General features: G+C 65.5%; 29 protein-coding genes. 14 read left to right on the top strand and 15 right to left on the bottom strand.

What is annotated here, in order from left to right:
* Positions 1-37: 37 nt before the first annotated feature.
* Positions 38-1,117, bottom strand: coding sequence for a FecR family protein (locus tag ACN9M2_RS10740; protein ID WP_426284731.1), 1,080 nt, complete (start codon positions 1,115-1,117; stop codon positions 38-40).
* The gene (locus ACN9M2_RS10735) at positions 1,110-1,628 is read right to left on the bottom strand and encodes an RNA polymerase sigma factor (RefSeq protein WP_426284730.1); all 519 of its coding nucleotides are present in this window, start codon (positions 1,626-1,628) and stop codon (positions 1,110-1,112) included. The genes ACN9M2_RS10740 and ACN9M2_RS10735 overlap by 8 nt, the downstream gene beginning before the upstream one ends.
* Before the next feature lie 124 nt (positions 1,629-1,752).
* Between ACN9M2_RS10735 and comJ the strand changes: the two genes are divergently transcribed.
* Positions 1,753-2,214, top strand: a complete 462-nt coding sequence (gene comJ, locus ACN9M2_RS10730) for a competence protein ComJ (protein ID WP_426284729.1) — start codon at positions 1,753-1,755, stop codon at positions 2,212-2,214.
* A 69-nt stretch (positions 2,215-2,283) separates the two neighbouring features.
* Here comJ and ACN9M2_RS10725 read toward each other — a convergent pair whose 3' ends face one another.
* From ACN9M2_RS10725 to ACN9M2_RS10695, 7 genes are all read right to left on the bottom strand, one after another.
* A complete protein-coding gene (locus ACN9M2_RS10725; RefSeq protein ID WP_426284728.1) occupies positions 2,284-3,579 on the bottom strand; it encodes a carbohydrate-binding protein in 1,296 nt (431 codons plus the stop codon).
* 312 nt (positions 3,580-3,891) lie between these two features.
* On the bottom strand, positions 3,892-4,614 hold the full coding sequence (locus ACN9M2_RS10720; RefSeq protein WP_426284727.1) for a 3-keto-disaccharide hydrolase: 723 nt from the start codon (positions 4,612-4,614) through the stop codon (positions 3,892-3,894).
* A 100-nt stretch (positions 4,615-4,714) separates the two neighbouring features.
* A complete protein-coding gene (locus tag ACN9M2_RS10715; protein ID WP_426284726.1) occupies positions 4,715-5,527 on the bottom strand; it encodes a CHAD domain-containing protein in 813 nt (270 codons plus the stop codon).
* 90 nt (positions 5,528-5,617) lie between these two features.
* A complete protein-coding gene (locus ACN9M2_RS10710) occupies positions 5,618-5,989 on the bottom strand; it encodes a 2-hydroxyacyl-CoA dehydratase (RefSeq protein WP_426284725.1) in 372 nt (123 codons plus the stop codon).
* Between the two features lie 235 nt (positions 5,990-6,224).
* A complete protein-coding gene (locus ACN9M2_RS10705) occupies positions 6,225-6,956 on the bottom strand; it encodes a 2OG-Fe dioxygenase family protein (RefSeq protein WP_426284724.1) in 732 nt (243 codons plus the stop codon).
* A gap of 70 nt (positions 6,957-7,026) precedes the next feature.
* Positions 7,027-7,446 (bottom strand): low affinity iron permease family protein, encoded by a 420-nt coding sequence (locus ACN9M2_RS10700; RefSeq protein ID WP_426284723.1) that lies wholly within the window; start codon positions 7,444-7,446, stop codon positions 7,027-7,029.
* 121 nt (positions 7,447-7,567) lie between these two features.
* Positions 7,568-9,301 (bottom strand): L,D-transpeptidase family protein, encoded by a 1,734-nt coding sequence (locus tag ACN9M2_RS10695; RefSeq protein WP_426284722.1) that lies wholly within the window; start codon positions 9,299-9,301, stop codon positions 7,568-7,570.
* A gap of 135 nt (positions 9,302-9,436) precedes the next feature.
* On the opposite strand from ACN9M2_RS10695, the gene ACN9M2_RS10690 reads away from it, so the two are divergent.
* Both ACN9M2_RS10690 and ACN9M2_RS10685 read left to right on the top strand, forming a co-directional pair.
* Complete coding sequence (locus ACN9M2_RS10690) at positions 9,437-10,159, top strand: murein L,D-transpeptidase catalytic domain family protein (protein WP_426284721.1); 723 nt, start codon at positions 9,437-9,439, stop codon at positions 10,157-10,159.
* 53 nt (positions 10,160-10,212) lie between these two features.
* Positions 10,213-10,548: a hypothetical protein gene (locus ACN9M2_RS10685; RefSeq protein WP_426284720.1), complete on the top strand. Its 336-nt coding sequence runs from the start codon at positions 10,213-10,215 to the stop codon at positions 10,546-10,548.
* Between the two features lie 4 nt (positions 10,549-10,552).
* Here the strand turns inward: ACN9M2_RS10685 and ACN9M2_RS10680 are convergent, their stop codons facing one another.
* On the bottom strand, positions 10,553-10,942 hold the full coding sequence (locus ACN9M2_RS10680) for a hypothetical protein (protein WP_426284719.1): 390 nt from the start codon (positions 10,940-10,942) through the stop codon (positions 10,553-10,555).
* Positions 10,943-11,060: 118 nt separating this feature from the next.
* Here ACN9M2_RS10680 and ACN9M2_RS10675 point away from each other — a divergent pair, with 118 nt between their 5' ends.
* From ACN9M2_RS10675 to ACN9M2_RS10645, 7 genes are all read left to right on the top strand, one after another.
* Positions 11,061-11,465, top strand: coding sequence for a hypothetical protein (locus ACN9M2_RS10675; RefSeq protein WP_426284718.1), 405 nt, complete (start codon positions 11,061-11,063; stop codon positions 11,463-11,465).
* Between the two features lie 31 nt (positions 11,466-11,496).
* Positions 11,497-11,736: a hypothetical protein gene (locus ACN9M2_RS10670; protein ID WP_426284717.1), complete on the top strand. Its 240-nt coding sequence runs from the start codon at positions 11,497-11,499 to the stop codon at positions 11,734-11,736.
* 104 nt (positions 11,737-11,840) lie between these two features.
* Positions 11,841-12,113, top strand: a complete 273-nt coding sequence (locus ACN9M2_RS10665) for a hypothetical protein (protein WP_426284716.1) — start codon at positions 11,841-11,843, stop codon at positions 12,111-12,113.
* Between the two features lie 37 nt (positions 12,114-12,150).
* Positions 12,151-14,568, top strand: a complete 2,418-nt coding sequence (locus ACN9M2_RS10660; RefSeq protein ID WP_426284715.1) for a DEAD/DEAH box helicase — start codon at positions 12,151-12,153, stop codon at positions 14,566-14,568.
* Positions 14,565-15,461, top strand: coding sequence for a ribonuclease H-like domain-containing protein (locus ACN9M2_RS10655; protein ID WP_426284714.1), 897 nt, complete (start codon positions 14,565-14,567; stop codon positions 15,459-15,461). The genes ACN9M2_RS10660 and ACN9M2_RS10655 overlap by 4 nt, the downstream gene beginning before the upstream one ends.
* A 44-nt stretch (positions 15,462-15,505) precedes the next feature.
* Positions 15,506-15,664 carry a hypothetical protein gene (locus ACN9M2_RS10650; protein WP_426284713.1) on the top strand — a complete coding sequence of 53 codons (159 nt, stop codon included), beginning with the start codon at positions 15,506-15,508 and terminating at the stop codon, positions 15,662-15,664.
* Positions 15,665-15,683: 19 nt separating this feature from the next.
* Positions 15,684-15,839, top strand: a complete 156-nt coding sequence (locus tag ACN9M2_RS10645; protein WP_426284712.1) for a hypothetical protein — start codon at positions 15,684-15,686, stop codon at positions 15,837-15,839.
* A gap of 40 nt (positions 15,840-15,879) precedes the next feature.
* Here ACN9M2_RS10645 and ACN9M2_RS10640 read toward each other — a convergent pair whose 3' ends face one another.
* Positions 15,880-16,464, bottom strand: a complete 585-nt coding sequence (locus ACN9M2_RS10640; protein WP_426284711.1) for an FMN-dependent NADH-azoreductase — start codon at positions 16,462-16,464, stop codon at positions 15,880-15,882.
* A gap of 125 nt (positions 16,465-16,589) precedes the next feature.
* Between ACN9M2_RS10640 and ACN9M2_RS10635 the strand changes: the two genes are divergently transcribed.
* The 3 genes from ACN9M2_RS10635 to ACN9M2_RS10625 are packed head-to-tail and all read left to right on the top strand — an operon-like array spanning position 16,590 to position 19,564.
* A complete protein-coding gene (locus ACN9M2_RS10635; RefSeq protein ID WP_371021921.1) occupies positions 16,590-17,618 on the top strand; it encodes a LysR substrate-binding domain-containing protein in 1,029 nt (342 codons plus the stop codon).
* Between the two features lie 9 nt (positions 17,619-17,627).
* A complete protein-coding gene (locus tag ACN9M2_RS10630) occupies positions 17,628-18,773 on the top strand; it encodes a pyridoxal phosphate-dependent aminotransferase (protein ID WP_426284710.1) in 1,146 nt (381 codons plus the stop codon).
* Entirely contained in the window at positions 18,761-19,564 is an 804-nt protein-coding gene (locus tag ACN9M2_RS10625; RefSeq protein WP_426284709.1) for an amidohydrolase, read from the top strand. Before ACN9M2_RS10630 ends, ACN9M2_RS10625 begins: the two co-directional genes overlap by 13 nt.
* A 105-nt stretch (positions 19,565-19,669) precedes the next feature.
* Here the strand turns inward: ACN9M2_RS10625 and ACN9M2_RS10620 are convergent, their stop codons facing one another.
* The 4 genes from ACN9M2_RS10620 to ACN9M2_RS10605 are packed head-to-tail and all read right to left on the bottom strand — an operon-like array spanning position 19,670 to position 22,665.
* Complete coding sequence (locus tag ACN9M2_RS10620; protein ID WP_426284708.1) at positions 19,670-20,731, bottom strand: C13 family peptidase; 1,062 nt, start codon at positions 20,729-20,731, stop codon at positions 19,670-19,672.
* On the bottom strand, positions 20,715-21,398 hold the full coding sequence (mtnC, locus tag ACN9M2_RS10615) for an acireductone synthase (protein ID WP_426284707.1): 684 nt from the start codon (positions 21,396-21,398) through the stop codon (positions 20,715-20,717). The genes ACN9M2_RS10620 and mtnC overlap by 17 nt, the downstream gene beginning before the upstream one ends.
* Positions 21,399-21,454: 56 nt before the next feature.
* Positions 21,455-22,024: a 1,2-dihydroxy-3-keto-5-methylthiopentene dioxygenase gene (locus ACN9M2_RS10610; protein WP_426284706.1), complete on the bottom strand. Its 570-nt coding sequence runs from the start codon at positions 22,022-22,024 to the stop codon at positions 21,455-21,457.
* Positions 22,021-22,665 (bottom strand): methylthioribulose 1-phosphate dehydratase, encoded by a 645-nt coding sequence (locus ACN9M2_RS10605; RefSeq protein ID WP_426284705.1) that lies wholly within the window; start codon positions 22,663-22,665, stop codon positions 22,021-22,023. The genes ACN9M2_RS10610 and ACN9M2_RS10605 overlap by 4 nt, the downstream gene beginning before the upstream one ends.
* Positions 22,666-22,822: 157 nt before the next feature.
* Between ACN9M2_RS10605 and ACN9M2_RS10600 the strand changes: the two genes are divergently transcribed.
* Positions 22,823-23,155, top strand: coding sequence for a high-potential iron-sulfur protein (locus tag ACN9M2_RS10600; protein ID WP_306846730.1), 333 nt, complete (start codon positions 22,823-22,825; stop codon positions 23,153-23,155).
* Positions 23,156-23,255 lie beyond the last annotated feature (100 nt).

The following is a 23,255-nucleotide window of genomic DNA, read 5'->3' as shown; positions in this document are numbered from 1 at the left end:
CGCCCCATCGGGTACCGCCATTTCGATGAATTTTTTCTTACAACCGACGACTGCCACGGCCCGAGGTGAAGCGAATGCGCTTCGGCTCGCGCACCACATGAACATCGGGCAGGCTGCCCAGGTAGCTCACGAAGGCTTCCGGGTCGCGCGCATGGAACGCGCCACTGATGCGTTTCTCCGCGAGCACGGGATCGTCCACGGACAACGGCGTCGCGGTGTACGCGTTGAAACGGCGTGCCACGTCGGCGACGGGGGTATCGTGGAAGTGAATTTCGGTGGGAAGCCATGTCGCCACCGTGGCCACGTCGGCCTTGCCACGTCCGACCAGCCGCCCATCCGTCGACACCCGCGCGGTTTCACCGCCACCGATCTCGGCGATGCGCTCGGCCGGCCAGCCCCGCCCGGTGAGGCGAAGCCGCGCGCGATCCAGCCAGGGCGCCGGCGCGTTGGAGATCGCCACGCGGCCGCTGATCACCGATACCTCGATATCGCCGGCGCGACGGCTGACGTTGAACACCGTGCCGATGTCCTCGATGCGTTGCCCGCCCACGTCCACCTTAAGGGGACGGGTGGCATCCCGGCCGACGTCGAACGATGCGTCGCCGGACACGAGTTCGATGCGGCGCGATCGGCCGTCGAAACGGACATCCACGATGCTGCCCGGCGAGAGCTGAATCCGCGTGTCGTCGACCAGCGTGACGGTCCGGACGCCATCGGCCGTGGCGGCGTAACGGATGCCGGGCGTGTCCACCGACGGTCGCCCCAGGAACCACGCCATGGCTGCCAACAAGAGGACCGAAGCGGCGGCGGCCCAGCGGCCGGGCCGCCGCCGCTGCCTTGCCGAGACCTCCCGCGGTCCCGTTTCCTGGTCGCGCCTGAGCGGGACCACGCTCGGCTCGGTCGCGGCCAACGCCCGCAGTTCATCCAGCGAGGCGCGATCCAGCGCCGCGACCGCGCGCATGTCTCCATGCAACCGGGCGATCGCCAGGTACTCGGCCACGTGCTGTGGCGAGCGGCGCAACCATGCGAGGAACTGCTCCCGGACAGGCGCGCCGGGGTTTTCGCGCATGTCGAGGTACCAGCCAGCCGCTTCCTCGGTGATGCGTCGGTCATTCATAACGCTGCAGTCCTTGCCGGCACGCGGCCAGTCCCTTGACGATGTATTTCTTCACCATGTTCGGCGAGATCGACAACTGTTCGCCGATCTCGCGATACGAAAGTTCATCGCGATAGTGCAGCACCAGCACGGCCCGGCATTTCGGCGACAACCGGCCGATCAGCGTGGCCAGCCGCTGCCGGCGCAACTGGCGGTCGATGTCCGCTCCCGCATCGCACGGGGTGGCCAGCCGTTCCATGACCGCGTCGAGGCTTTCGCTGCTGGCCGGGGTTCGCTGGCGCATTTGCGCATGCTCCTTCACCAGGTTGGCGGCCACGGTGAACAGGTAGGCTTCCGGATTGCGAACCGCACCCGTGTCGCCCCGGCCGGATCGGAGCAGGCGCAGGTAAACCTCCTGCACAAGGTCCTGTGCATCCCAGCGATGGGCCACGCGGCGAAGGAAGTAGTTGGCGAGCGACGGGCCCTTGTCCACGAGAAGGCGCGCCCAGCTCTGCGGCGTCTCGGTCGACACGGTGGCTCCAGGTTCGTCAGGCGAGCGTAGGATCGTTGTATGGCAACCGTGTTACCCGCCGGCCGGTTTCCGGCACTCGCAAATAACCACGGTATCATCGGAATCGCTTTCGTCAGGAGGACACATGGACAGGACGCTCATCGACGTACGGCTGACCCGGCGGCAGGTCGTCGTCTGCTGGGCGGCGATGGACTCGCCCTTCAGCGCCTGGAGCGAACGGCAGATCGCCCAGGGTTTCGCATGGCGTCCCGGCTCGGCTTCGTTCCGTCTTCACCAGGAAGACGGCCCCCACCAGATCCAGGTGACGCGGGTCCGGGGGTACCAGCTCATGGCGGCCGATGCGGTACGCGTGATCGAGGTGCCCTTCCTCCTGCCCATGGTCAGTGGCATCGAGGTGGGTGGAGTCGGCGACACGAGGATGATCGCGTGGTTGCCGGGGAGTTATCTGCTGCGCGCGACCTTCTTCGATTCACCGCGCATGGAACTGACCTTCCTCGCGGACGCCGAACCCCGTTTCGCCATCCCCATCGCCGACCCGGCCATCACGCGGCTGGCGGATTTCGACCTTGCGGCGGTCGCAGCCTGAGGCCGGTCGACACGGCCCCTGGTTCACGCGGTCGCGGGGCCTTGGCGGCTCCGCGACCGCGTGCGGTGGTCACTTTCCGAGATTGCTCAGGAAGCGCTTGGTATATTGCAGCACGCTGGTGCTGGGCACGGAGTTGCAGGTCGGCGAGGCGAATCCACCCGAGCAAGGGTTGTCGCGGTCGAGCGACCAGAAGTGCAGGCCGGCCAGCTTGTTCGCGACGGCATAGTTGGTGACCGTGTCGATATCGGCGACGGTGAAGGTCTCGCTGGAGACGTCGTTCACGCCGATCATCGGGGTGATCTCGATCTTGCTCAGCGGAATGCCATAGGTGTGTTGCAGGTTGGTCACCGCCTGGATCGCCGATTGGCCCATGTCGCAGCTGCCGTTCTTCACCACGCATATGCCTGGACCGGCGGAGCCGTAATCCATGGTCATGAGGTTGATGGTGTAGTTCTTGAGACCCGAGGCTTTCACGGCGCGCACCACGGCGTCGCCGGTGGCATTCACTCCGCCGTAGCTGCCATCGGAGGCAGCCAGCGTGGCGAGGGTGAAGGAGAAGCGCAGGTTCGGGTAGAGGCTTTCGGCGTAGACGGCGTTGCTGACCAGGGCGTTGAGCTGTGCCGGGGTTTGTCCGCTTTCGATGTCGAAGTCGACACCGACCATGTGCGAGGTCATGTACGTGGAGAGGAACTTCGCCATGCCTGTCGCGCTTCCGCACGTGAACACGCCCGCCTGGCCACCGGTCGATACGACATAGTTCACGCCCGCGCTGTTCAGGCGCGCGATGTTGGCGCTGGCGAAGGCCGCCGCGGGCACGCCGCCCCAGTTCTCGCTTCCGCATTCCCCGGTGGCGAAGGCCAGCGTGATCGCGCCGAGGTTCGGCACCTGGGTGGAGACGAGGCTGCCGCTGCCCACGACCGGCAGGCGCGTGCCGGTCACCATCGTCGACATGACGTTGGTGTTCCAGTCGAGGTTGATGGTGATGTCCTTGTAAGGACTGAAGAGCAGGGTGCCGCTGGTCGGGGGCGGATTGTCCGGTGGCGGGTTATCGGGTGGCGGCGTATCGCCGCCGGTACACGAGCCTTGCGAGGTCCACGGTTGTCCCGATCCGCTGCCGCCGTTGTTGGTGGCGGGGTCGTTGCCTTGCGTCCACCAGTTGGCGACGTAGTTGGTGCCGTTCTCGCTGGCCGTGTTGCCGGCGGTATAGACCGCCGTCGCATTCCATGCGGCGGCACAGGCACCGGCCGCATGGGCCTGTTGCACCGGCACCACCGAGGAGAGGGCGATGGCGACAGCCACGCCTAGCGTGCCCGAACACCCACCGATAACCATACGAGACCGCACACCGGATGTCTTCATGAACATGGAGCGCCTCCAGATCGAGAGTAGTTGGATTCCCCTGACTGCGTCCCTGCGCTGAACAACCACGACGAAACGCGGGTCCGGTTTAGTCCCGAATGACAACGTTGTCTATTTGCAATGCGGCGAATTGTGACGGCCGGCGTGAAGCGCGTTTAACGAACTTGTGGCGCAGTGCGGCGGATATCCAGCCGAATAGAGCGATAATCCGTGCGCTAAAGGACGAAGGCACCTGATGCGGTGCGTCAGGTGCCTTCGGGACTCATGGCCTGTCGAATGTCCTCGAATGACAACGAAGGTCAAGATCGAGGCAAGGGATCAGCCCAATTCCTTGATCCGGATGTTCCGATAGGAGATCCGGATCGGCTCGATGCCCTTGTCCTCGCCGCCTTGCAGGGAAATGTGTCCCTTGTGGAAGCGGGCGAAATCGGCCATCCGGGCGAACTTGGTTTTCGCGACGAGGGCGTTCCACTCCGGCGTCCATAGCGTCGTGTCGACGGTCTTGTGGCCGTTCTGGAAGAACTGCACGTGGCCGTGGTCGACGATGATCTCCACGGCGTTCCAGTTACCGTGCTCCTTGACGTTTTCGATGTCGGAGGAGGTGAGGTCGAACAGGTCGCCCGATCGTTCGTACAGCGTGTAGCTGTCCGGCTTGGTGCAGACAAGGTCGGCGATCTGCATTTCAGGGCCGGTTTCCCACGTCTCGTGGTATTTCGGCGACTCCTGCACGTTGAACATGATGCCGGCGTCGGCGCAGGGCGTCATGGTCCATTCGAGCTTGAGGTCGAAGTTCTCGTATTCCTTGTCGGTGACGAGGTCGGCGAAATCGCGTGCGGGTGCCTTCAGATCGCGCTGGAGCTGGATGGTGCCGTCGACGACGTTCCAGTCCTCGCCGACGCCGTTCTGTCCGAATGAATGCCATCCGGCAAGCGTCTTGCCGTCGAATAGCGAGGTCCAGCCCTGGTCCTTGTCCGCGGCATGCACGGGCAGGGTGGCGAGGCCGCAGGCCATCGCGGCGATCTTCAAGCGATTGCGAATCATGGGAAGCTCCGGGGAGTGGAACGGCGAGCGTAACCCACCTTGCAAGCGATGCCATGCGTCGAGGTATGGACGTCTGGACTTCCATGGATAGGCGGGCGATTCAACCGATCTTTCGGTGCTTCTTCAACTCCTGGCGGATCTGCTCCAGCAACGGTGCGACGGCTTGCGGCTTGCGCAATGAACGCAGCGCCGTGCGCAGCGCCCGGAGGTCTTGCTTCGCGCCAAGGGCATCGGAGAGTTTCGATATGGCGTGGGCCGCGGCCTTGTTCTGGTGCGCATGGTAGTGCGACGACTTGCCGGTGGTCTTCAACGCCTTGCGCCAGGAGTCCAGTTGCATGCGCAGGCGCCGCGCACGGCGTCGCCAGCGATGCAGGTTGACCGGCGACGGGTGGCGGGATGCGCGCTTGTGCGCCTTGGCGACGCGTCGCTCCGAACGAGCGAGCGCTTGTTCGACGGTGTCGCGATCCACCTGTTGCCACGGCAAGGCTTCGATCACGCCCGCGAGATCACGCAACTCGCGGCGCCGCTTGAGGAAGCCCGGGTCCTTGGACAACGCGGCGGCGAGGCGTCCTTCGCTCCGGTGTTCCAGGGCGTCGATGGCATGTTGCCACTCGGGAGAGGGCGCGGGACCCGCGACCGTGCGAGCCGTGTTGACCGCCACGTAGGCATCCCGCAGCGGCGACAACCCGGTGGCGAGGCGGCCCAGGCTCGTTTCGATCGACGGCAGCGATTCGGCGAACGGCTCCGCCGCAAGGGTGAGCAGGCTCTTCAGGCGGCGAATGGCCTTTCGTGCCTCATGGACGCCGCGATGGCGTCGCTTCGTATCCGCCAGGGCGCGCATGGCTGCGCGGCATTCCCTGACCGCGAAGGAAGCGAGGGCTTCGGCGATGGTCGGCGGCGCGGTCTGGGGCATGCGCATTAGATAGCAAAATCGACGCCCCGGCACGCAGTGCCATTACCGCTGCCTGCAGGGGGTCTTCCGCTGCCAGGCGTGCGCCTTCGATCAGCCAGCGGCGTCGGCGTCGCCCGAATCGGCATCCGCGTCGAGGGCCTTGCGCCGCCGCCGTGGCTTCGGTTCGCTGGCTGCGATCAGGGCTTGCAGGTAGGCGACGCCTTCCTCTGGGGGGAACCATGACACCACATCGGCGACCGTGAGGCCGTGGCGCAGGCGCAAGGCTTCGAACTCCGCCCGGGCACCGGCCAGGGGATCGACCTTGGGCGGACGCCCACGGCGCTTCGGGACGGCCGGTTCGGGGACCACCGCCCTGGGAGGCGTGGGATCGGCCGCAGGAGGCTTGCTTCCCGAGGCCTGACGGTCGAGAGCGGCAAGTTCCTCCTGGAACTGCTTGAAGTCGTATTTGCCGGACGAGTTCATCGTACTGCTTGGAGCCGGAGGAACGCTTATTGTGGCACGGTCGTCCGTTCCCGGCTTGAGATCGACGGCCAAATCATCGTGACGATTGTGTGACCAACATGACGCAAGTAGCCGTCGCGCAAGGCAACGTCGGACTTATCCACATGGTTATGCAGGTGCTTTCCACAGCGCCTGTGGATATCAGGAGGGCATCCACCTCGGCGCCGGTGGCGATGTCCTCGGTGTGGTTGGCCGTTCAGGCGGCGCGGAAGGTCACGACCAGCACGTCGCGGTGCGACGCCTTCGCCGGGTTCAGTGGCGTGACCGGTGTCACCCCATGGAACACCCTTGGATCGTGGATCAGCGCGGCATCGAGCGGTTGAGCCAGGGTGAACTCGCCCAGCGCGCGCCCGTCGGGGGCATGGATGGTGGTGGTCCCGCTGGCGATGTTCTCCCGGTCGACCAGCAGCACCAGCACATAGTCGACGCCATCGCGATGGCTGCCTTCAGGGGTGGGCTCGCCTGCCGCGCCAGCCGTGGCCTCGATGCGGAACTGGTGCACCTCGACATGCCATTGACCGATCTCGGGAGACAGTCCGCCGAAGAAGTCGCGGCAGAAATCGAGGATCGCGCTCATCGTGGCACCGGTGGCGATCTCCGGAAGGACCGGCTCGAACCAACGCGCGATATCGCCCTGCAGGCGGTTGTAGGCGAGGGTCTGGAAATGTGCCTGGTGCGGTCTCGGCTCCACGTGGCCGAAGCGGGACGCGGCGAAGGTTGCGTGGCGACGGCGTCGAAAACGCCCCGTGGCGGCCAGGTAGGTGTCCGGCTCGAGCGCGTTCCAGCTGGCGACGAACGCTTCCCAGTCGCTCAGTGGCGCCAGGTGTTCGACCAGGGCACGCATGTGCGGACCATGCACGAAGGCGAAACCCTCGTCCCGGACCTGGTCGTGGAGGGTCGTTTCGCTGACTTCGAGGGGCGCGTTCATGACTTGCAGTATACGGCGGCGCCCCATCACCGCACTGCGGCAAACGGCCCTGGCAGGCGTGCACCGGCGCTCAGGGGACTTCGTGCTCCGGATCGCCGTCATGCCCCTGGGCCTTGCGCGCCTTGGCCGCGCGACGCGTGTAGTGGGCACGGATCTTGTCGAGGGTGGCTTCGTCCAGTTCCTCCAGATCGAGCAAAGCGGGGTTGGCCCCGTTCAACGCATTGATCAACTCGTCGAGCTTGATCTGCATCGCGGCCGTGTCACGGTTCTGGGTGTTCTGGATCAGGAACACCATGAGAAAAGTGACGATCGTAGTGCCGGTGTTGATCACCAGTTGCCAGGTGTCGTTGAAGCCGAAGACCGGGCCGGTGGCGGCCCAGATCACCACGATGGCCACGGCCGTGGCGAACGTGGCCGGCTTCCCAGACGCCTTCGCCACGGCCATCGCCATGCGGGTGAAGAAACTCTGGTCGTTACTGTCGCTTGCCATGGACACGTCTCCCGATTTCACTTCACCCGTGCGGCCGAACGGCCACAACGTGCGCAGGGTGTTTCGTCGCCCGTGAAGCACGGGCGAAGAGTCGGGGTCCCGGTGTTTTTCAGGCCGCCGCTCAGGGAGTACGAAGGGGCTGGGGCTTGTCCAGGGCGGCCAGCAGTGAACCGTCACGCTGGTATACATCCGGCTTGTATGCGAGCTTTCCGTCGTCCGCGATGTCGACGGTCCAGTAGGCGAGCAGGACCGGTACCGCCGTGGGCAGGGTCACGTTCTGCGTCTTCTTCGTGGCGATGCGCTCGTCGATCGCCTGGCGGTTCCATTTCTGCGCGTCGTTGAACAACAGCTCCACCAGTTCGAGCGGATGCTCCACGCGAATGCATCCCGAACTCGTATCGCGCTTGGCCTTCTCGAACAGTTCCTGGTGCGGCGTGTCGTGCAGGTAGACGGCGAACGAATTGGGGAAGCGGATGACCACCTGCCCGAGCGAATTCCCGGGCCCGGCATCCTGGCGCAACGTGATTCCCCGCGGGTTGGCCCAGTTCACCTTCGACGGGGATAGCGTATTCCCACTGCTGTCGAGCACCCGGATGCGATTGTTGGCGAGGTAGGAGGGATTCTTGCGGATCTTCGGCAAGACATCGTTCTTGAGGATCGTGGGCGGGATCGTCCAGGTCGGGTTGAAGGTGACGTAGGTGATCTGCGAGCGGAAGATCGGTGTACTGCGGTAGGGTTTGCCGACCTGGACGCGCGATTTCCATACCGGGTTGCCGTCGCGGTAGTAGGTCACCTTGTAGCCCGCGACGTCGACCACGACGAAGGTGCCTTGCAAGGAATGCAGCAACCAGCGCGCCCGTTCGAGGTTGGCCCGGACCTGGCCGATGCGGTCCTGGATGGATACGTTCAGCGCGGCGATCGTTTCACCGCCCACGTTGCCGTCGGCGTCCAGGTACTGGTCGGCCTGGAAGCGTTTGACCGCGTCTTTCAGCGGATTGTCGAAGTGATCGCCGTCGGCGAGCGTCGGATCGAGGTAACCACCCGCGACCAGGCGCGCACGCAACGCGACGACGCGGGCATCCGTCATCCCGGGTTTTAAGACGGGGCCGTCCGGCACGTCGGGCCAGCCGCCCTCGGCGGCCGTGGCGCGAAGCTGGGCGAGCGCGTCGCGCAGCTTCGCGTAAAGCGGGTTTTGCGGCCGGGCCGTGGCGAAGGCCTGGTCGATGCTGCGCTCATCGATCGAGGTCTGCAGCAGCGTCATGCCTTCCTGCGGGTCGATCGCGGCGGGGTCGAAGTTCCAGGTCGGGTCCAGCCGCACGGGGTCCACTTTTCCACGGGCCAGTTGGACCAGGGCCGTGATGTAGGCACCCGTCGCCGTCACTTCGAACTCGGCCCGCCGCTGCGGCGACGCGCCCGCCCAATCCGGGGCCTCGACCGTGGCCTTCAGCTGGGAGAGCTGGTAATCCTCAGGCAGGAGGCCGTCGCCTTGCATCGAAGCGAGTCCGGCTAGCAATTGCCGCACATTGGTCTCGTCCGCCCAGGCGGCGGTGTAGTGACGTTGCGCGTAGAAATCGGCCACCGCCTTGCCCAGCGCCGCGTCCTGGCGCGGCAGCGGGCCGCCTTCCAGCGGCGTCATCTGCTGCAAACGAGCGTAGATGGCCTGCGCGAGCGGATCGTCGGCGGGAGGAGGCTGGGGTGCGCTGGTGGCCGGCGCCGGCTCCGTGGCCACGATGGGTGGAGGCGAGGCGGCGGAGGAGGGCGGCGAAGGGAGTGCCTGGCCCCAGGCCCAGGCGGGCAGGACACTCCATAGCGCCACCAGGGCCCCGCGGCGTAACGTCTTGGCTTCCATGGTCATTATCGGTGCTTCCTTTGTCGAACCTTGATAACCCTACGCTTTCACCTATCTGAATGGCAAAGAAGTGACAGTGTTGTGGTTAATAAATGATCAGCACGTTAGGATGCCCTGTCGTACCCCCTCCTGGCTGGCCGCATGATTCGACCGTTCCGAACGCTCCTCGCGTCCGCGCCGTTGCTCGGCGCACTGTTTTTCCTCCCCGCCCAGGCCCATGCCGCCGATTCGCTCGGCGACGCCTTGTCGCGGCTGGCTCCCGCGGCCGATCCGAAAGTCATCGGACTGGCTGTCCAGGCTGCGGAGTGCGCACAGACGCAAGGAGGCCAGCCGGCCGACCGCCTGGCGGTGATCGATTACTCGAAGCCCTCGTCGCAGCCACGCCTGTGGGTGTTCGATACGGTCAATCGCAAGCTGCTCTTCCAGGAGTTGGTCGCGCACGGCAAGAACAGTGGTGACGCGACCGCGACGAAATTCTCCAATGCGCCAGACAGCCTCGCATCCAGCCTGGGCCTGTTTCGCACGTCGGACACCTACACCGGAAAGAACGGCTATTCCCTGCGCATGACGGGGCTCGAGCCCGGCGTGAACGACCAGGCGATGGCGCGGGCCATCGTGATCCACGGTGCCGCCTACGTGAACGAGGCCATGGCGAAAGTGGCTGGCCGCATCGGCCGGAGCTGGGGTTGCCCGGCGGTCCGCACGGCGATCGCGCACAAGTTGATCGACGCGCTGAAGGGTGGCCAGATGGTGTTCTCGTACTATCCGGACAAGCGCTGGCTGACCTCGTCGAGCTACCTCAAGTGCACCAATGGACAGTTGGCGAAGGCCGAGGCGAACGTCGTCGCACGCTCGGGTACCTGATCGCGGTCGCCCCGTCGCGCTAGAATTCCCGGACCCTTACCGTGGAATCCAGCATGAAACACGTTCTTGCGATCGCCGCCTGCACCGTCCTCGCCGGCTGCGCCACCAGTGGCATGACCGACACCCTGCCCAAGCTCAGCAGCAAGACAGGCAAGAGCGTGACGGCTTACGTTCAGTGCGTGGAGCCGAAGTGGCAGGCCCTTTCCAAGGACGCCAAGGGCGATGCGAAGGAAGACAAGGGCCGCGTGACCGCCAATGACGACGGCAAGCACGAGCGCCTCGATGTCACCGCCAGCGGCGCCGGCGCCCAGGTGGTGATGTACGAAATCCAGAAGGGCAAGGGCGACTACGACGGCCGCTTCCGCGACGAAGCCATTTCCTGCCTCTGATGGCTCAGGCGCGAGGGCGGGATTCCCTCGCGCGCTCCACGGCCTCGAGCAGCTGGGCGCGGTCGAAGGGCTTCTCGAGGAAAACCGCGGATAGCGGGAATGGCCCGAGATCCTGTGGCAACCGGCTGGATACGACCACGATCGCGGTATTCGGCCGTTCGCGGATGAGCGCCTGCAGCAGGCCGGTGCCCCTGCGCTCCCCGGGGGTGTCGGCATGGATCACCATGAGAGCCAGTTCCGGTAGTTCTTGAAAGGCGCGCTTGGCGTCTCGGTACGTGACGGTGGCGCGCGCCGCGTAACCTGCGTCGGCAAGGACGAGGGCGACGGTCTCCGCCACCATGTGGGCACGGTCGAAGACGAGGGCGGTGGGCGTACTGGCGTGCTTGACGGTCATCGCGAAAGTCTAGCGCCGAACCGGATGCCTTGGCAGATGGTGCGGGGGCGGAAGGATTTCACGTAACCTCGACATTGTGGAACGAATGCTGCCATCATCATTCATGGAGTGTTCCCCGATGCGCCACATCGCTCTTTCGGCCCTGGTCCTGCTTGCCGGCTGCGCCACGCAGAACGAACGCCACGTCGGCATCCACGACGTTCCGTCCAGTACGGTCTTCGACTACCAGGATTCCAGCGGCGGCGACGCCACCCTGAACATCGTCCGCGAGCAGGGCCTGTGGGGTGCCGGTTGCTCCACGGCCATCTATGTCGACGACAAAGTGGTGGCCGACATGGAAATCGGCGAACAACTCGTCCTCCACGTTCCCTCGGGCACGCGCAAACTCAGCATGCTCCCGCACGGCGCCTGTGCTGCGGAGCGGGTCGAAGCCGATGCCAGCGTGGGCCAGGGCGAGACGAAGAACTTCACCATCCCCGCCAGCGGGGAGGGACTGGACACGCAGGCGCCACCGAAAGCCTGAGTGTTTTTCATCCAGCCAAGGGAGTCGTATCGTGCATCGACGTATCGTTGGCCGGTATTCCGTGGAAGTCCGTACGTTGAAGACGGCGGCGGGCCGCTGGAAGGCGGCCTATATCGTCGAGCCGGCCGAGCATGCCGGCCCGCGCGGCTTCGTGATGATCACGCTGCTGGACGAATTCGAGGAAGAACGTCTCGCGGTGGACGCCGCCATGGAGCGTGGGATCAAGCACGCCGACTGGCTGGCCGGTGCGCGCCGGTCCTATTCGCGATGACGTGACTGCGACGGCGACCCCGCCATAACGCGACCGCGACGGATCGCCACCTAGTTTCGTCCCGGCCAAGGCCGAGGGGGGCCTTTCCCGGCGGAGCCACCGACTTGCAGCGCACGACTCTCTACGTACCGTTCAATGCGTCGTCCCGCGGGCAGTGGAGCCTGCGCCGCAATGCCGAGCTGGTAGGACAATTTCCGACCCGCGAGGAAGCGTTGCGCCATGCCCTGGCGCTGGCGGCGGCGATCCAGGCTCAGCAAGGCCAACCCACGGAGATCAAGATCGAGGACGAATCCGGGCTGTGGAGGCTCGCCAGCGCGGAGGCTGGCGACGAGGTCACCTATACGGCCCTTCACGCGTCGCAGCCTATGAGACCGTGACAGGGGATAACGGGCGCCCCCGTGCCCGGTAGTTCCCATGGCCGCCTATCTGCAAGCCCTGCGCACCGACGAGGCCGATTCGGTCCTCGCCACCCCTCACGACGGCCGCACGCTCGCGCACCGTCTCACCGACAAATACGGCGACCGGGTCTGTTCCGCCTTCACGGTCTTCGGCCGGGAGGGTAGTTTCGTGCCCCTGCCGGACGATCTCCCGACCGGTCTGGCACAGGCCTTGAGTGCACGCGGCATCGATCGTCTCTACAGCCACCAGCAGGAAGCCTGGGACGCCGCGCGCGCGGGCAGGCACGTGCTGGTCGCCACGCCGACGGCCTCGGGCAAGACGCTTTGCTACACGATGCCGGTGCTGGCCTCGGTGCTGGAAGCGGGTGCCAAGGCGCTCTATCTGTTTCCCACCAAGGCGCTGGCGCAAGATCAGGTCGCCGAATTGCTCGACATCAATCGCGCCGGCGACCTCGGCGTGAAGGCCTTCACCTTCGACGGCGATACCCCCGGCGATGCACGCCAGGCCATCCGCCTGCATGGCGATATCGTCGTCAGCAACCCGGACATGCTGCACCAGGCCATCCTTCCACATCACACCAAGTGGGCACAGTTCTTCGAGAACCTGCGCTATGTGGTGATCGACGAGATACACACCTATCGTGGCGTGTTCGGTTCGCACCTGGCCAATGTGCTGCGCCGGCTCAAGCGCATCTGCGCGTTCTATGGAGTGCGTCCGCAATTCGTATTGTGCTCGGCCACGATCGGCAATGCCGCGGAGCATGCACGGGCGCTGATCGAGGATGACGTGGTCACCATCGCCCGCAGCGGCGCGCCCAGTGGCGACAAGCACGTGCTGTTGTGGAATCCACCGGTGATCAATCCCGACCTGGGCTTGCGCGCCTCGGCCCGTTCACAGACCAGCCTCATCGCGCGCGTCGCCATCAAGGCGAAGATGAAGACCCTGGTATTCGCCCAGTCGCGGCTGATGGTCGAGGTGCTCACCAAGTACCTGAAAGACGTGTTCGACCACGACACGCGCAAGCCGGCGCGGATACGTGCCTATCGCGGCGGTTACCTGCCGACCGAGCGGCGCGAGGTGGAGCGCGAGATGCGGGCGGGCGACGTGGACGGTATCGTTTCCACCTCCGCGCTGGAGTTGGGTGTCGACATCGGCAGCCTCGATGCCGTGGTGTTGAACGGCTACCCCGGATCGATCGCGGCCACGTGGCAGCGTTTCGGTCGGGCGGGACGCCGGCAGCAACCGTCGCTCGGCGTCCTGGTCGCCACCAGTGCGCCGCTCGACCAGTACCTGATGCGACACCCCACCTTCCTCACCGAGGCCAGCCCCGAGCATGCGAGGATCCAGCCCGACCAACCGTTGATCCTGCTCGACCACATCCGCTGCGCGGCATTCGAACTCCCGTTCGTCAGCGGCGACGCCTTTGGCCCGGATGATGCCGAGCCGTACCTGCAGGTACTGGCGGAATCCGAGGTGCTGCACAACGAGGGCGAGCGCTGGGAGTGGATCGCCGACAGCTACCCGGCCAACGCGGTGAGCCTGCGATCGGTCGCCGACGGCAACTTCGTGGTGGTGGACCGCACGGAAGGCCGGCAGGCGATCATCGCCGAAGTGGACTACTCGGCCGCGGCGCTGACGCTTTACGAGGGCGCGATCCACATGATCCAGTCGGTGCCTTACCAGGTGGAGAAGCTCGACTGGGATGGGCGCAAGGCCTATTGCACGCGCACCCGCGTCGACTACTACACCGACGCCATCGACTACACCAAGCTCAAGGAGCTGGAATGCTTCGACGGTAGCAAGTCGGGCGACGGCAGCGCGCGACACGGTGAAGTCCACGTCGTGCGCCGGGTGTCCGGGTACAAGAAGATCCGCTACTACACGCACGAGAACATCGGCTACGGGCCGGTCAACCTGCCGGACCAGGAACTCCATTCCACCGCCGTGTGGTGGCAGTTGCCGCAAACGGTACTCGACGAAGCGTTTCGTTCGCGGCAGCACGCCCTCGATGGATTCCTCGGTGCGGCATATGCCCTGCACACGGCGGCCGTCGTCGCGGTGATGGCCGAGCCGCGCGACTTGCAGAAGGCGGTCGGCTCCGGCGACGGCGTCTGGTCCGCCCAGGTGGATACCACGGGGCGTGGGCAGGTTCGCGCACCGGACGGCGGTCTCGCCTTGCCGGACACACTGGAGCGCTTCCTGCCGACGGTTTACCTGTACGACAACTTCCCCGGCGGCGTCGGGCTCAGCGAGCCCCTGTTCCGCCGTGCGCCGGAATTGTTGCGGCACGCCCTGGCGACGGTCGAAGGTTGTGATTGCAAGGCGGGTTGCCCGGCATGCGTGGGGCCCGTGCTCGCCACGGACGAGGGGCGCGAGGAAACGCCGCGGGCATTGGCGTCGCGCGTACTGCGGTTGTTGGGTGCGGTTGCATGAGCGATCTGGCGTCGAAGCTGGCCATCCTGCGCCGGCAGGCTGGAATCGCCGCTCCGCAGGCGAAGGATGCTCGCGATGACGGCCGTCACGAGCCTCGCGGCACACCTACCCGCCCTCCCGACCTCGCCACGCTCCGCCGCATGGCCGGCGTCCGCGATCGTCTCGCCCAGCCACGAACACCCCTCCGCCCATACACCCGGGAAGTACCCGGCGACGAACTCGCCCCCGGCCTGCGCTACATCGAACAGCGCTTCGTCTGGGCGGAGCCGCCGGCGGAACTCGATCTCTCGTTCGCGAAGCTGGCCACGGCGCGGCGCGAGCAGTTCCTGCACTTCGACACCGAAACCACGGGCCTGGCAGGCGGCACCGGCACGCGCGCCTTCATGATCGGTGCCGCGGACTGGCACGACGGCGCGTTGCGCGTCCGCCAGCTCTACATCACGACGATGGCGGCCGAGGCCGCCATGCTGCGGGAATTCGCCCGGTGGATCGAACCGGAAACGTTCCTGGTCAGCTACAACGGCAAGTCGTACGACGCGCCCTTGCTGGCCACGCGTTACCGGCTTGCACGATTGCCGAACCCATTGCTTGGCCGTGCGCACGTCGACCTGCTGCATCCCATGCGCCGTCGCTACCGGCGGGCCTGGGAGAACTGCAAGATGCAGACGGCCGAGCGCAAGTTGTTGCGCATCGTGCGTGAGGACGATCTGCCCGGCTCGGAGGCGCCGCGCGCCTGGCTCACCTACCTGCGTGGAGGTTCGTCGGCCAACCTGGTCCGCGTGGCGGAACACAACCTCCAGGATGTCCGCAGCCTGAGCGGCCTGCTCGTGGAGGCGCACGGCTGGGCCGCCATGGATGGGGCTGCCGTTTCGCCGTCCGGTTACGAAAAATAGACGCCGCTCCGCGCAGGCTCGTCGAGGCAACGAGGAGGCGACGCATGAACGAAGCCAGCAAACCCTGTGACCATGTGGGCTGCAACTGCCAGGTGCCGGTATCGAGGGACTATTGCAGCGAAAGCTGCCGCATGGCAGCCGAGAGCCAGAACATGGGCGGCGCCTGCGAATGCGGCCATGCCGCATGCCAGCAACGGCCTTGAGCGAAGACGAGGTATCGAGATGACCAACGACGGCAAGCAAGAGACACCCGGCTATCGGGAAGACAACCCGAAGCCCTCGCACGGTAAGCCTAAGCTTCCCGGCGAGGGGCACCCGCAGGAACACCAGAACATGCCCAAGGACAAGCCAGGAAAACAGAATTCTCCGTCGTCCTGAGGAAAAGAAGGGCCGCGCCTTGCACGGCCCTTCTTTTTTATCAGGCCGCCTTGCGCAGAAGGCTGCCGATGCCGGCGACGGCGCCGCCGATGGCCTGATTCTTGTGGTCGTCGCCCATCGCCATGCCCTCGGCGCGAACGAACTCGATGTCGGTGACGCCGAGGAAACCGAAGACCGCACGCAGGTACGGCTCCTGGAAGTCCATGGCCGCCGCCGGGGTGCCCGCTGTATAGATGCCGCCACGCGACGAGGCGACGATCACCCGCTTCCCACCCGCGAGCCCTTCAGGCCCCGCCGAGGTGTAGCGGAAAGTCTTGCCGGCGACGGCGATCCGGTCGATCCAGGCCTTGAGCGTGCTGCTGATGCCGAAGTTGTACATCGGCGCCCCGACGACCACGACGTCGGCGGCCAGGAATTCCTCCATCACCTTTTCCGCTTCGGCGGCATTCGGGTCGTCCTCGCCTGCCGGCATCGCCCAGGGGGCAAGGGGAGCGGCATGCAGGTCGCGGTAGGTGACCTCGATACCGGGGTGGTTGCGGACGAATTCGGCCACGACGGCGGCCGTCAGGCCACGCGACACGGAATGGGCACCAAGCGCGCTGGCATCGATATGCAGGAGTTTCATGGACGAATCCTCAGTGATTGGCCGCCCTGAGCGGGATGCCAAGAACGATACGCCGCAGACAATCCACTGATTAGCCGGCTTGGAGTAGACTCATTGTTTCTTAGGCGAAACGACGGGAGCCTCCGATGGAAGGCGCGCTGCAGGACCTCAACGATCTGTATTTTTTCGCCTCGGTGGTGGAACACGGCGGCTTTTCGGCGGCCGGGCGCGCCCTGGGCATCCCTAAATCCCGCCTCAGCAAGCGGATCGCCCAACTGGAAGATCGCCTCGGCGTGCGCTTGCTCCAGCGCACCACGCGGCGTTTCGTGGTCACCGAGATCGGCGAGCGGTTCTACCAGCACTGCCGCGCCGTGCTCGAAGAGGCGCGCGCGGCACAGGACGCCGTGGACGAGTTGCGCACGGAGCCGCGTGGCGTGGTCAGGGTCAGCTGCCCCATCTCCCTCGCGCAAAACGTGGTGGGCCCGATGTTGCCGGCCTTCATGCTCGAACACCCGAAGGTGCAGGTGCGCCTGACCGCCACCAACCGCCGCGTGGACGTCATCGGCGAGGGATACGACGTCGCCATTCGGGTCCGCGAGAAGCTGGACACCGATGCGACCCTGGTGTTGCGCAGCATCGGCTATGCGCGAAGCCTGCTGGTGGCGAGTCCCAAGTTCCTCGATTCCAATGGGCGGCCGAAGACACTGGACGAACTGGCCCTGCTTCCGGCGTTGTCCATGTACGAACACGAGGGCGCCCAGGTCTGGGAACTGGTCGACGCGAACGGGAAGAAGGCGGCGGTGGAGGTGAAGCCGCGCCTGGTGAGCGGCGATTTTTCGGTACTGATCGCCGCCGCCGTGCAATGTTGCGGCGTGGCGCTGCTGCCCGAGGATTTTTGCGGTCCCTTGCTCGCCAATGGCGACCTCGAATGGGTGCTGCCGGAGTACACCACCGCGCAGGGCACGCTGCATTTCGTGTATCCGAGTCGCCGTGGATTGTTGCCTGCGATCCGCAGTTTCGTGGATTTCCTGGCCGAGCGCCTGCCGCGGGCCCAGGCCGAATTCCACAAGGACTGCGAGAAAGCCGCCGCGAACCCGGAGCAGGCCGGAGCGATTCGCATGGCGCGCATGGTAGGATCGGCACATCCGACGGCGTTTGGCCGTCCAAACGAGTAAGGGCGTTCGATGCAGCTGGAAACCAAGCTTCCCAAGGTCGGCACCACGATCTTCAGTGTCATGAGCCAGCTGGCCCTCGAGCACAAGGCGGTCAACCTGGGCCAGGGTTTTCCCGATTTCGAACCGCCGGAGGCCTTGCGCGAAGCCATCACGCGGGCCATGGCCGAAGGCAAGAACCAGTACGCGCCAGGCGTGGGCATCGCTAAGCTGCGCGAGCAGATCGCGCTCAAGACCGAACGCCTCTATGGCCATCGGGTGAGCCCGGACACCGAGGTCACGGTGACCTCGGGAGCCACCGAGGCACTGTTCTCGGCTATCGCGGCCGTGGTCCGCGCGGGAGACGAGGTGATCGTCTTCGACCCCTGCTACGACAGCTACGAACCGGCGATCGAATTGCAGGGCGCGACCGCGGTGCACCTGCCGCTGACCTTGCCGGCCTTCGCGATCGACTGGCAGCGCGTGCGCGACGCGGTCACCCCGAAGACGCGGATGATCCTCATCAACTCGCCGCATAACCCTTCGGGTGCCGTGCTCTCCCGCGCCGATCTCGACGAGCTGGCCGATATCATCCGCAACACTTCGATTGTCGTTCTCTCGGACGAGGTATACGAACACATCGTCTTCGACGGGCGGGAACACCAGAGCGTGCTGCGCCACGAGGAACTGGCCGCGCGCAGCATCGTCGTCTCTTCGTTCGGCAAGACCTACCATTGCACCGGCTGGAAGGTCGGCTACGCCATCGCGCCGAAGGCGCTCACGGCCGAGTTCCGCAAGGTGCACCAGTACCTGACGTTCTGCACGTTCAATCCCGCGCAATGGGCGTTCGCGGAATTCCTCGAATCCACGCCCGCGCATTACCTCGAGTTGCCGGCTTTCTACCAGGCCAAGCGCGACCGTTTCCGCGACTTGCTGAAGCCGTCGCGCCTGACCCTGCTCGATGTGCCCGGCGGGTATTTCCAGCTCGTCGACTACAGCGCCATCCGTGACGTCGACGACATCAACTTCAGCGAATGGCTGGTCCGGGAGGGTGGCGTGGCCGTCATCCCCCTCAGCCCGTTCTACGAAAGCGCACCGGACACGCGGCTGGTCCGCCTGTGCTTCGCCAAGAACGATGCCACCATGGAAGCCGCCGCGGAGCTCCTGTGCAAACTCTGACCGTCTCCCTCGTCCAGGGCGCGACACGCTGGCACGACGCCCCCGGCAATCGCGACTACTACGGTGCTCTTGTGCGCGGTGCCGCCCCCAGCGACCTCATCGTGCTGCCGGAAACCTTCCTGTCGGGTTTCACGAACGACACGTTGGGAAATGCCGAGTCGATGGACGGTCCCAGCGTCGCCTGGATGTGCGCCCTCGCCGTCGAGGTGAACGCCACGATTACCGGCAGCCTGGTGATCCGCGACGGCGATACCGTCTACAACAGGCTGATCTGGGCCTCGCCGGACGGCTCGCTCGCGTATTACGACAAGCGTCATCTTTTCCGCATGGCCGGGGAGCACACACGCTACGGCGGTGGCAACGAACGGCTGATCGTCGAGTTGAAGGGCTGGCGAATCCTGCCGCAGGTCTGTTACGACCTGCGATTCCCGGTGTGGTTGCGCAATGGCCGCCGTGAAGCATCGGCGGGCGGGATGGATTACGACCTGGCGTTGTTCGTGGCCAATTGGCCGGCGCCGCGCAGGCAGCCCTGGCGCACCTTGCTGCGCGCCCGGGCGATCGAGAACCTGTGCTATGTGATCGGCGTGAACCGCGTCGGTGTCGATGGCAATGACTTGCCGTACGCGGGCGACAGCGCGGTGATCGATCCGGTAGGCGAGCCGCTGGTGGAACTGGGTACGCAGGAACAGGTGATCACGGTGGTGCTGGACCCAGCGCCGCTGAAAGCTCATCGCGAGCGCTTCCCCGCATGGATGGATGCCGACCGGTTCTCGTTGGATACCTCGGCCTGAGAGCATCGCCGCTGAAGCGGCTCCCACGATGTCGAAGCGGTCTTGGTGGGAGCCGCTTCAGCGGCGATGCTCCTGAGGTGGGAGCCGACCCTGTCGGCGACAGGCCTACTTCGCAGCCTTGAACGGCAGCGCCGGACCGATCTTCGCCGTCTTGCGCCACGCGGCCAGCTTGTCCTCGATACCCGCACCCACGTCGATCTGCGGTTCCGAAGCCTCCAGCGATTCCTTCGCTTCCCACGCGGCGATCTCCGTCCTGGCCTTGCCGAACGCCTCGATGAAATCGGGCGTGGCATTCAGTCCATCGGCCAGCCAGGCACGGCCGAAATAGGTGATGTCCGAATCCGCACCGCACCCGAACGAGGTGCGATCGCTGCGCGCCGACGTCAGCACCAAGGTGCCTGTGCCACGCAACTTGGGGACGAACCCGCCGGAATAGCAGGCGTTCACCACCACGACCTTCCATCGGAAGGCATGCTTGCCAAGAATCTCGGCCAGGCCCTCGGGATCGAGCTGGTCGAGGGGAATCGGGTCCATGTCGACCAGCAACGAATGATCGTTGCCGCCGTGCGTGGCCACATAGAGCAACAGGATGTCCTCGCGCGGGTCCATTACCCTGGCCAGGCCGTCGAGGGCCGCCTCGAGGTTCGTCCAGCTCGCCAAGGGGCGCGTGGCGAGGCTTGCCGGGTTGTTCTCGAGGACCAGGGTGTGCCCGGGGCTGCCCAGACGGCTCGACATCAGCACGTCGACGTACTCCGCCTCATTGCGGAAGACGTCCTCGGAGCCATCGCCGCCGAAGGCGATGGCATAGACATTGGGCTTGCCCCGCGTGCGCGGGGCGAGCTTGTCGATAGCCTTGCGCATCGCATCCGGCTGGGCCGAGAAGACCTGTTCCGGGGTCGGCGCGGCATCCGGCCAGGCGCTCGCGTCCAGTTCGGCGTCATCTCCGCCGGACGCCGCCGTCGCGGACGGGGCATCCGCCGCCGGGGCCGACGAAGCGACGGATGGCGCAGCCACGGGCGCCGCCGTCACCGCGGCGATGGGCTCAGGCCGGGCCGTGACCGGCTCCGGCCCGTAACGCAGCAGGCCAACGGTCAGCAGGACGCCCGTGGCGAACGAGACCAGGGCGTAGATCGCCGTCCGCCGGCGCGGATCAAGGAGTGATTGCATTGAAATCGGCGACAGCGGGATGGCCGTTGTCGCTCACGGGCAGGGGAGGGCGGACGAGCTGCGTGGTGCGCATGCCGGCTTCGCGGGCCGCATCGAGTTCTTCGCGGATGTCGGAGAGGAACAGGACTTGCGCGGGCGGCAAGCCGATCGCGTCGGCTATCCGGCGATACGACTCCACCTCGCGCTTGTGTCCGGTCTGGGTATCGAAATAGCCGGAAAACAGCGGTGTCAGGTCGCCATCGCCGGTGAACCCGAACAAGAGCTTCTGCGCGGGCACGGAACCCGAGGAATATACGTAGAGCTTCAGGCCCTGCGCATGCCATGCACGCAGACGATCGGCTACTTCCGGGTACATGTGCGAGACATAGACGCCGGACTCGTAGCCTTCGCGCCAGATCATGCCTTGCAAGGCCTTCAATGCCGTGGACTTGCGATCCTCGTCGATCCAGCGGACCAGGAGGTCGATGATCTCACCACGCGTCGCCTCCATGATGCCGGCTTCCTTCGCGGCTTCATGTAGCCAATGCTGCACCTCGGCTTCGTCCGTATGCGTCTCGACGTAGGCCGGCAGGTGCTTGCGGGCATAGGGGAAGAGCACGTCCTTGACGAAGTCGATCGAACTGGTGGTTCCTTCGATGTCGGTGAGGACGGCGCGGATATCGGACATGCGGGAGAAGCCTGCGGATCGGGGGGAAGATCCGCAGGATAAACGACAGGGCGTGCTTACGATACGGTGGTGGCCGAGGTATGCGGCGTCATGCGCGGGAAGCGTTCGGCGATGTCCGTGCCGGTGAAATTGGCGACCCAGCCCTCGGTATTGGTGAACAGGCGGATTGCCACGAAGTAGGGCGATTCGCTCATGTCGAACCAGTGCGGGGTGCCATCGGGCACGCCGATGAGGTCGCCTTTCTCGCAAAGTACTTCATACACCTTGCCATCGATGTGCAGGGTGAACTGGCCCGCGCCGGCGACGAAGAAGCGCACTTCGTCTTCACTGTGCGTGTGTTCGTTCAGGAACTTCTGGCGGAACACCGCACGGTCCGGATGGTCGGGCTTGAGGCTGATCACATCCACCGAGCGATAGCCGTTCTCGGCCATCAGGCGATCGATGTCCGCACGATACGCCGCGATGACCGCCTCCTGGCTGGCGCCGGGGGCGATCGCCTGGTTGGCTTCCCACCGCTCGAAACGCACGCCTACCGCGTTCAGCGCGGTGGCGATGTCGGCGTGGTCCTCGTGGACGGCGATGGGAGTGTCGTTCTTGTTGTCGTCGTAGATGCGCAGACGGCTCATGGGGAAAGCCTCCTCAGGTCGAGTTCGCAGCCCAGCAGGAATTCCAGGGCCTCCAGGTGGCGACGGGTCTCCGCCATGTCGCGCCCCCAGGTGTAGATGCCATGCCCGTCGATCAGGTAGGCGTATAGCGGCTTGCCTGCGTCGATCCAGGCATCCACCTGCGCCTCCAGCTCGGGCATGTGCTGGGTGTTGGGGAAAACGGGGATGTCGAGCACGCTTTCATGCGTGGTGTAGCCGGAAATGGCTTTCTGCAGCTCCCAGCCTTCGAGGTGCACGCGTCCTTGCGAGGCGAACAGCCGTGAGGCCACGCTCTGGGTGCGCGAATGGGTGTGCAGCACCACGTTGGCACCGGGAAAGCGGCGATAGACCTGTGTATGAAGGCCGGTCTCGGCGGATGGGCGGTGATCGGAGCCGACGGCCTTGCCCTCCATGTCGACGACCATGATGTCATCGCGCCCGAGGCGGCCCTTGTCACGACCCGAGATCGTGATGGCGGCGAGGTCCTCGTCGATCCGCATCGAGAAATTGCTGCTTGTCGCCGGGGTCCAGCCGAACGCGGCCAGTTCCCGGGCGGCGTCCGCGATGGCATCCGCGCGCTCGGCAAGCGCGATGGGGTCGACGGTGGGGAGGATCTTCGGCATGGGGATTTGGACGTCCAAACAGGGTTCGATCATAACATGGGGACTTTTCGTGGCCTTGCACGATTAATGCGAACCACTCGCTTTTGGTCGAAGACGGTAGGATCACCGCCAGCACCGGAGGCCCAGGCCACGGTCCACCATCGACGGAGGTTCACCTATGTCGCAACACGATCAGAACAATGAGGGGCGCCGGCGTTTCCTCAAGGCCGCCGCGGGCGGTGTCGCCGCCGCGACCATCCTCGGTACCCTGCCGGGGCTGGCCCAGGCCCAGGACCTTCCGCATCTTTCCCCGTCGGACCCGACCGCTTCGGCCCTGAAGTACACCGAGGACGCCAGCAAGGCCGCCGGCAAGAAGGATCCCAAGGACGCCTGCTTCAACTGCAACTTCTACCAGGGCAAGGCGGGAGCCGCCTGGGGGCCCTGCCAACTCTTCCCGGGCAAGGCCGTGGCCGCCAAGGGTTGGTGCGTGTCCCATGCCGTGATGATCTGATCCCGGCGCGTCCGGGCCCGGCCCGGCAACGACAAAGGCCAGCCCCTGGGCTGGCCTTTTTCATGTCTTTTACAAAAATGCTGCCCAAGCGCGCCAGGCC

Origin of the sequence: Luteibacter sp. E-22 (assembly GCF_049913125.1) — a bacterium.
Lineage (GTDB): Bacteria > Pseudomonadota > Gammaproteobacteria > Xanthomonadales > Rhodanobacteraceae > Luteibacter.
The sequence above is the reverse complement of the archived record's forward strand: the minus strand, read 5'-3'. Positions and strand labels throughout refer to the sequence as shown.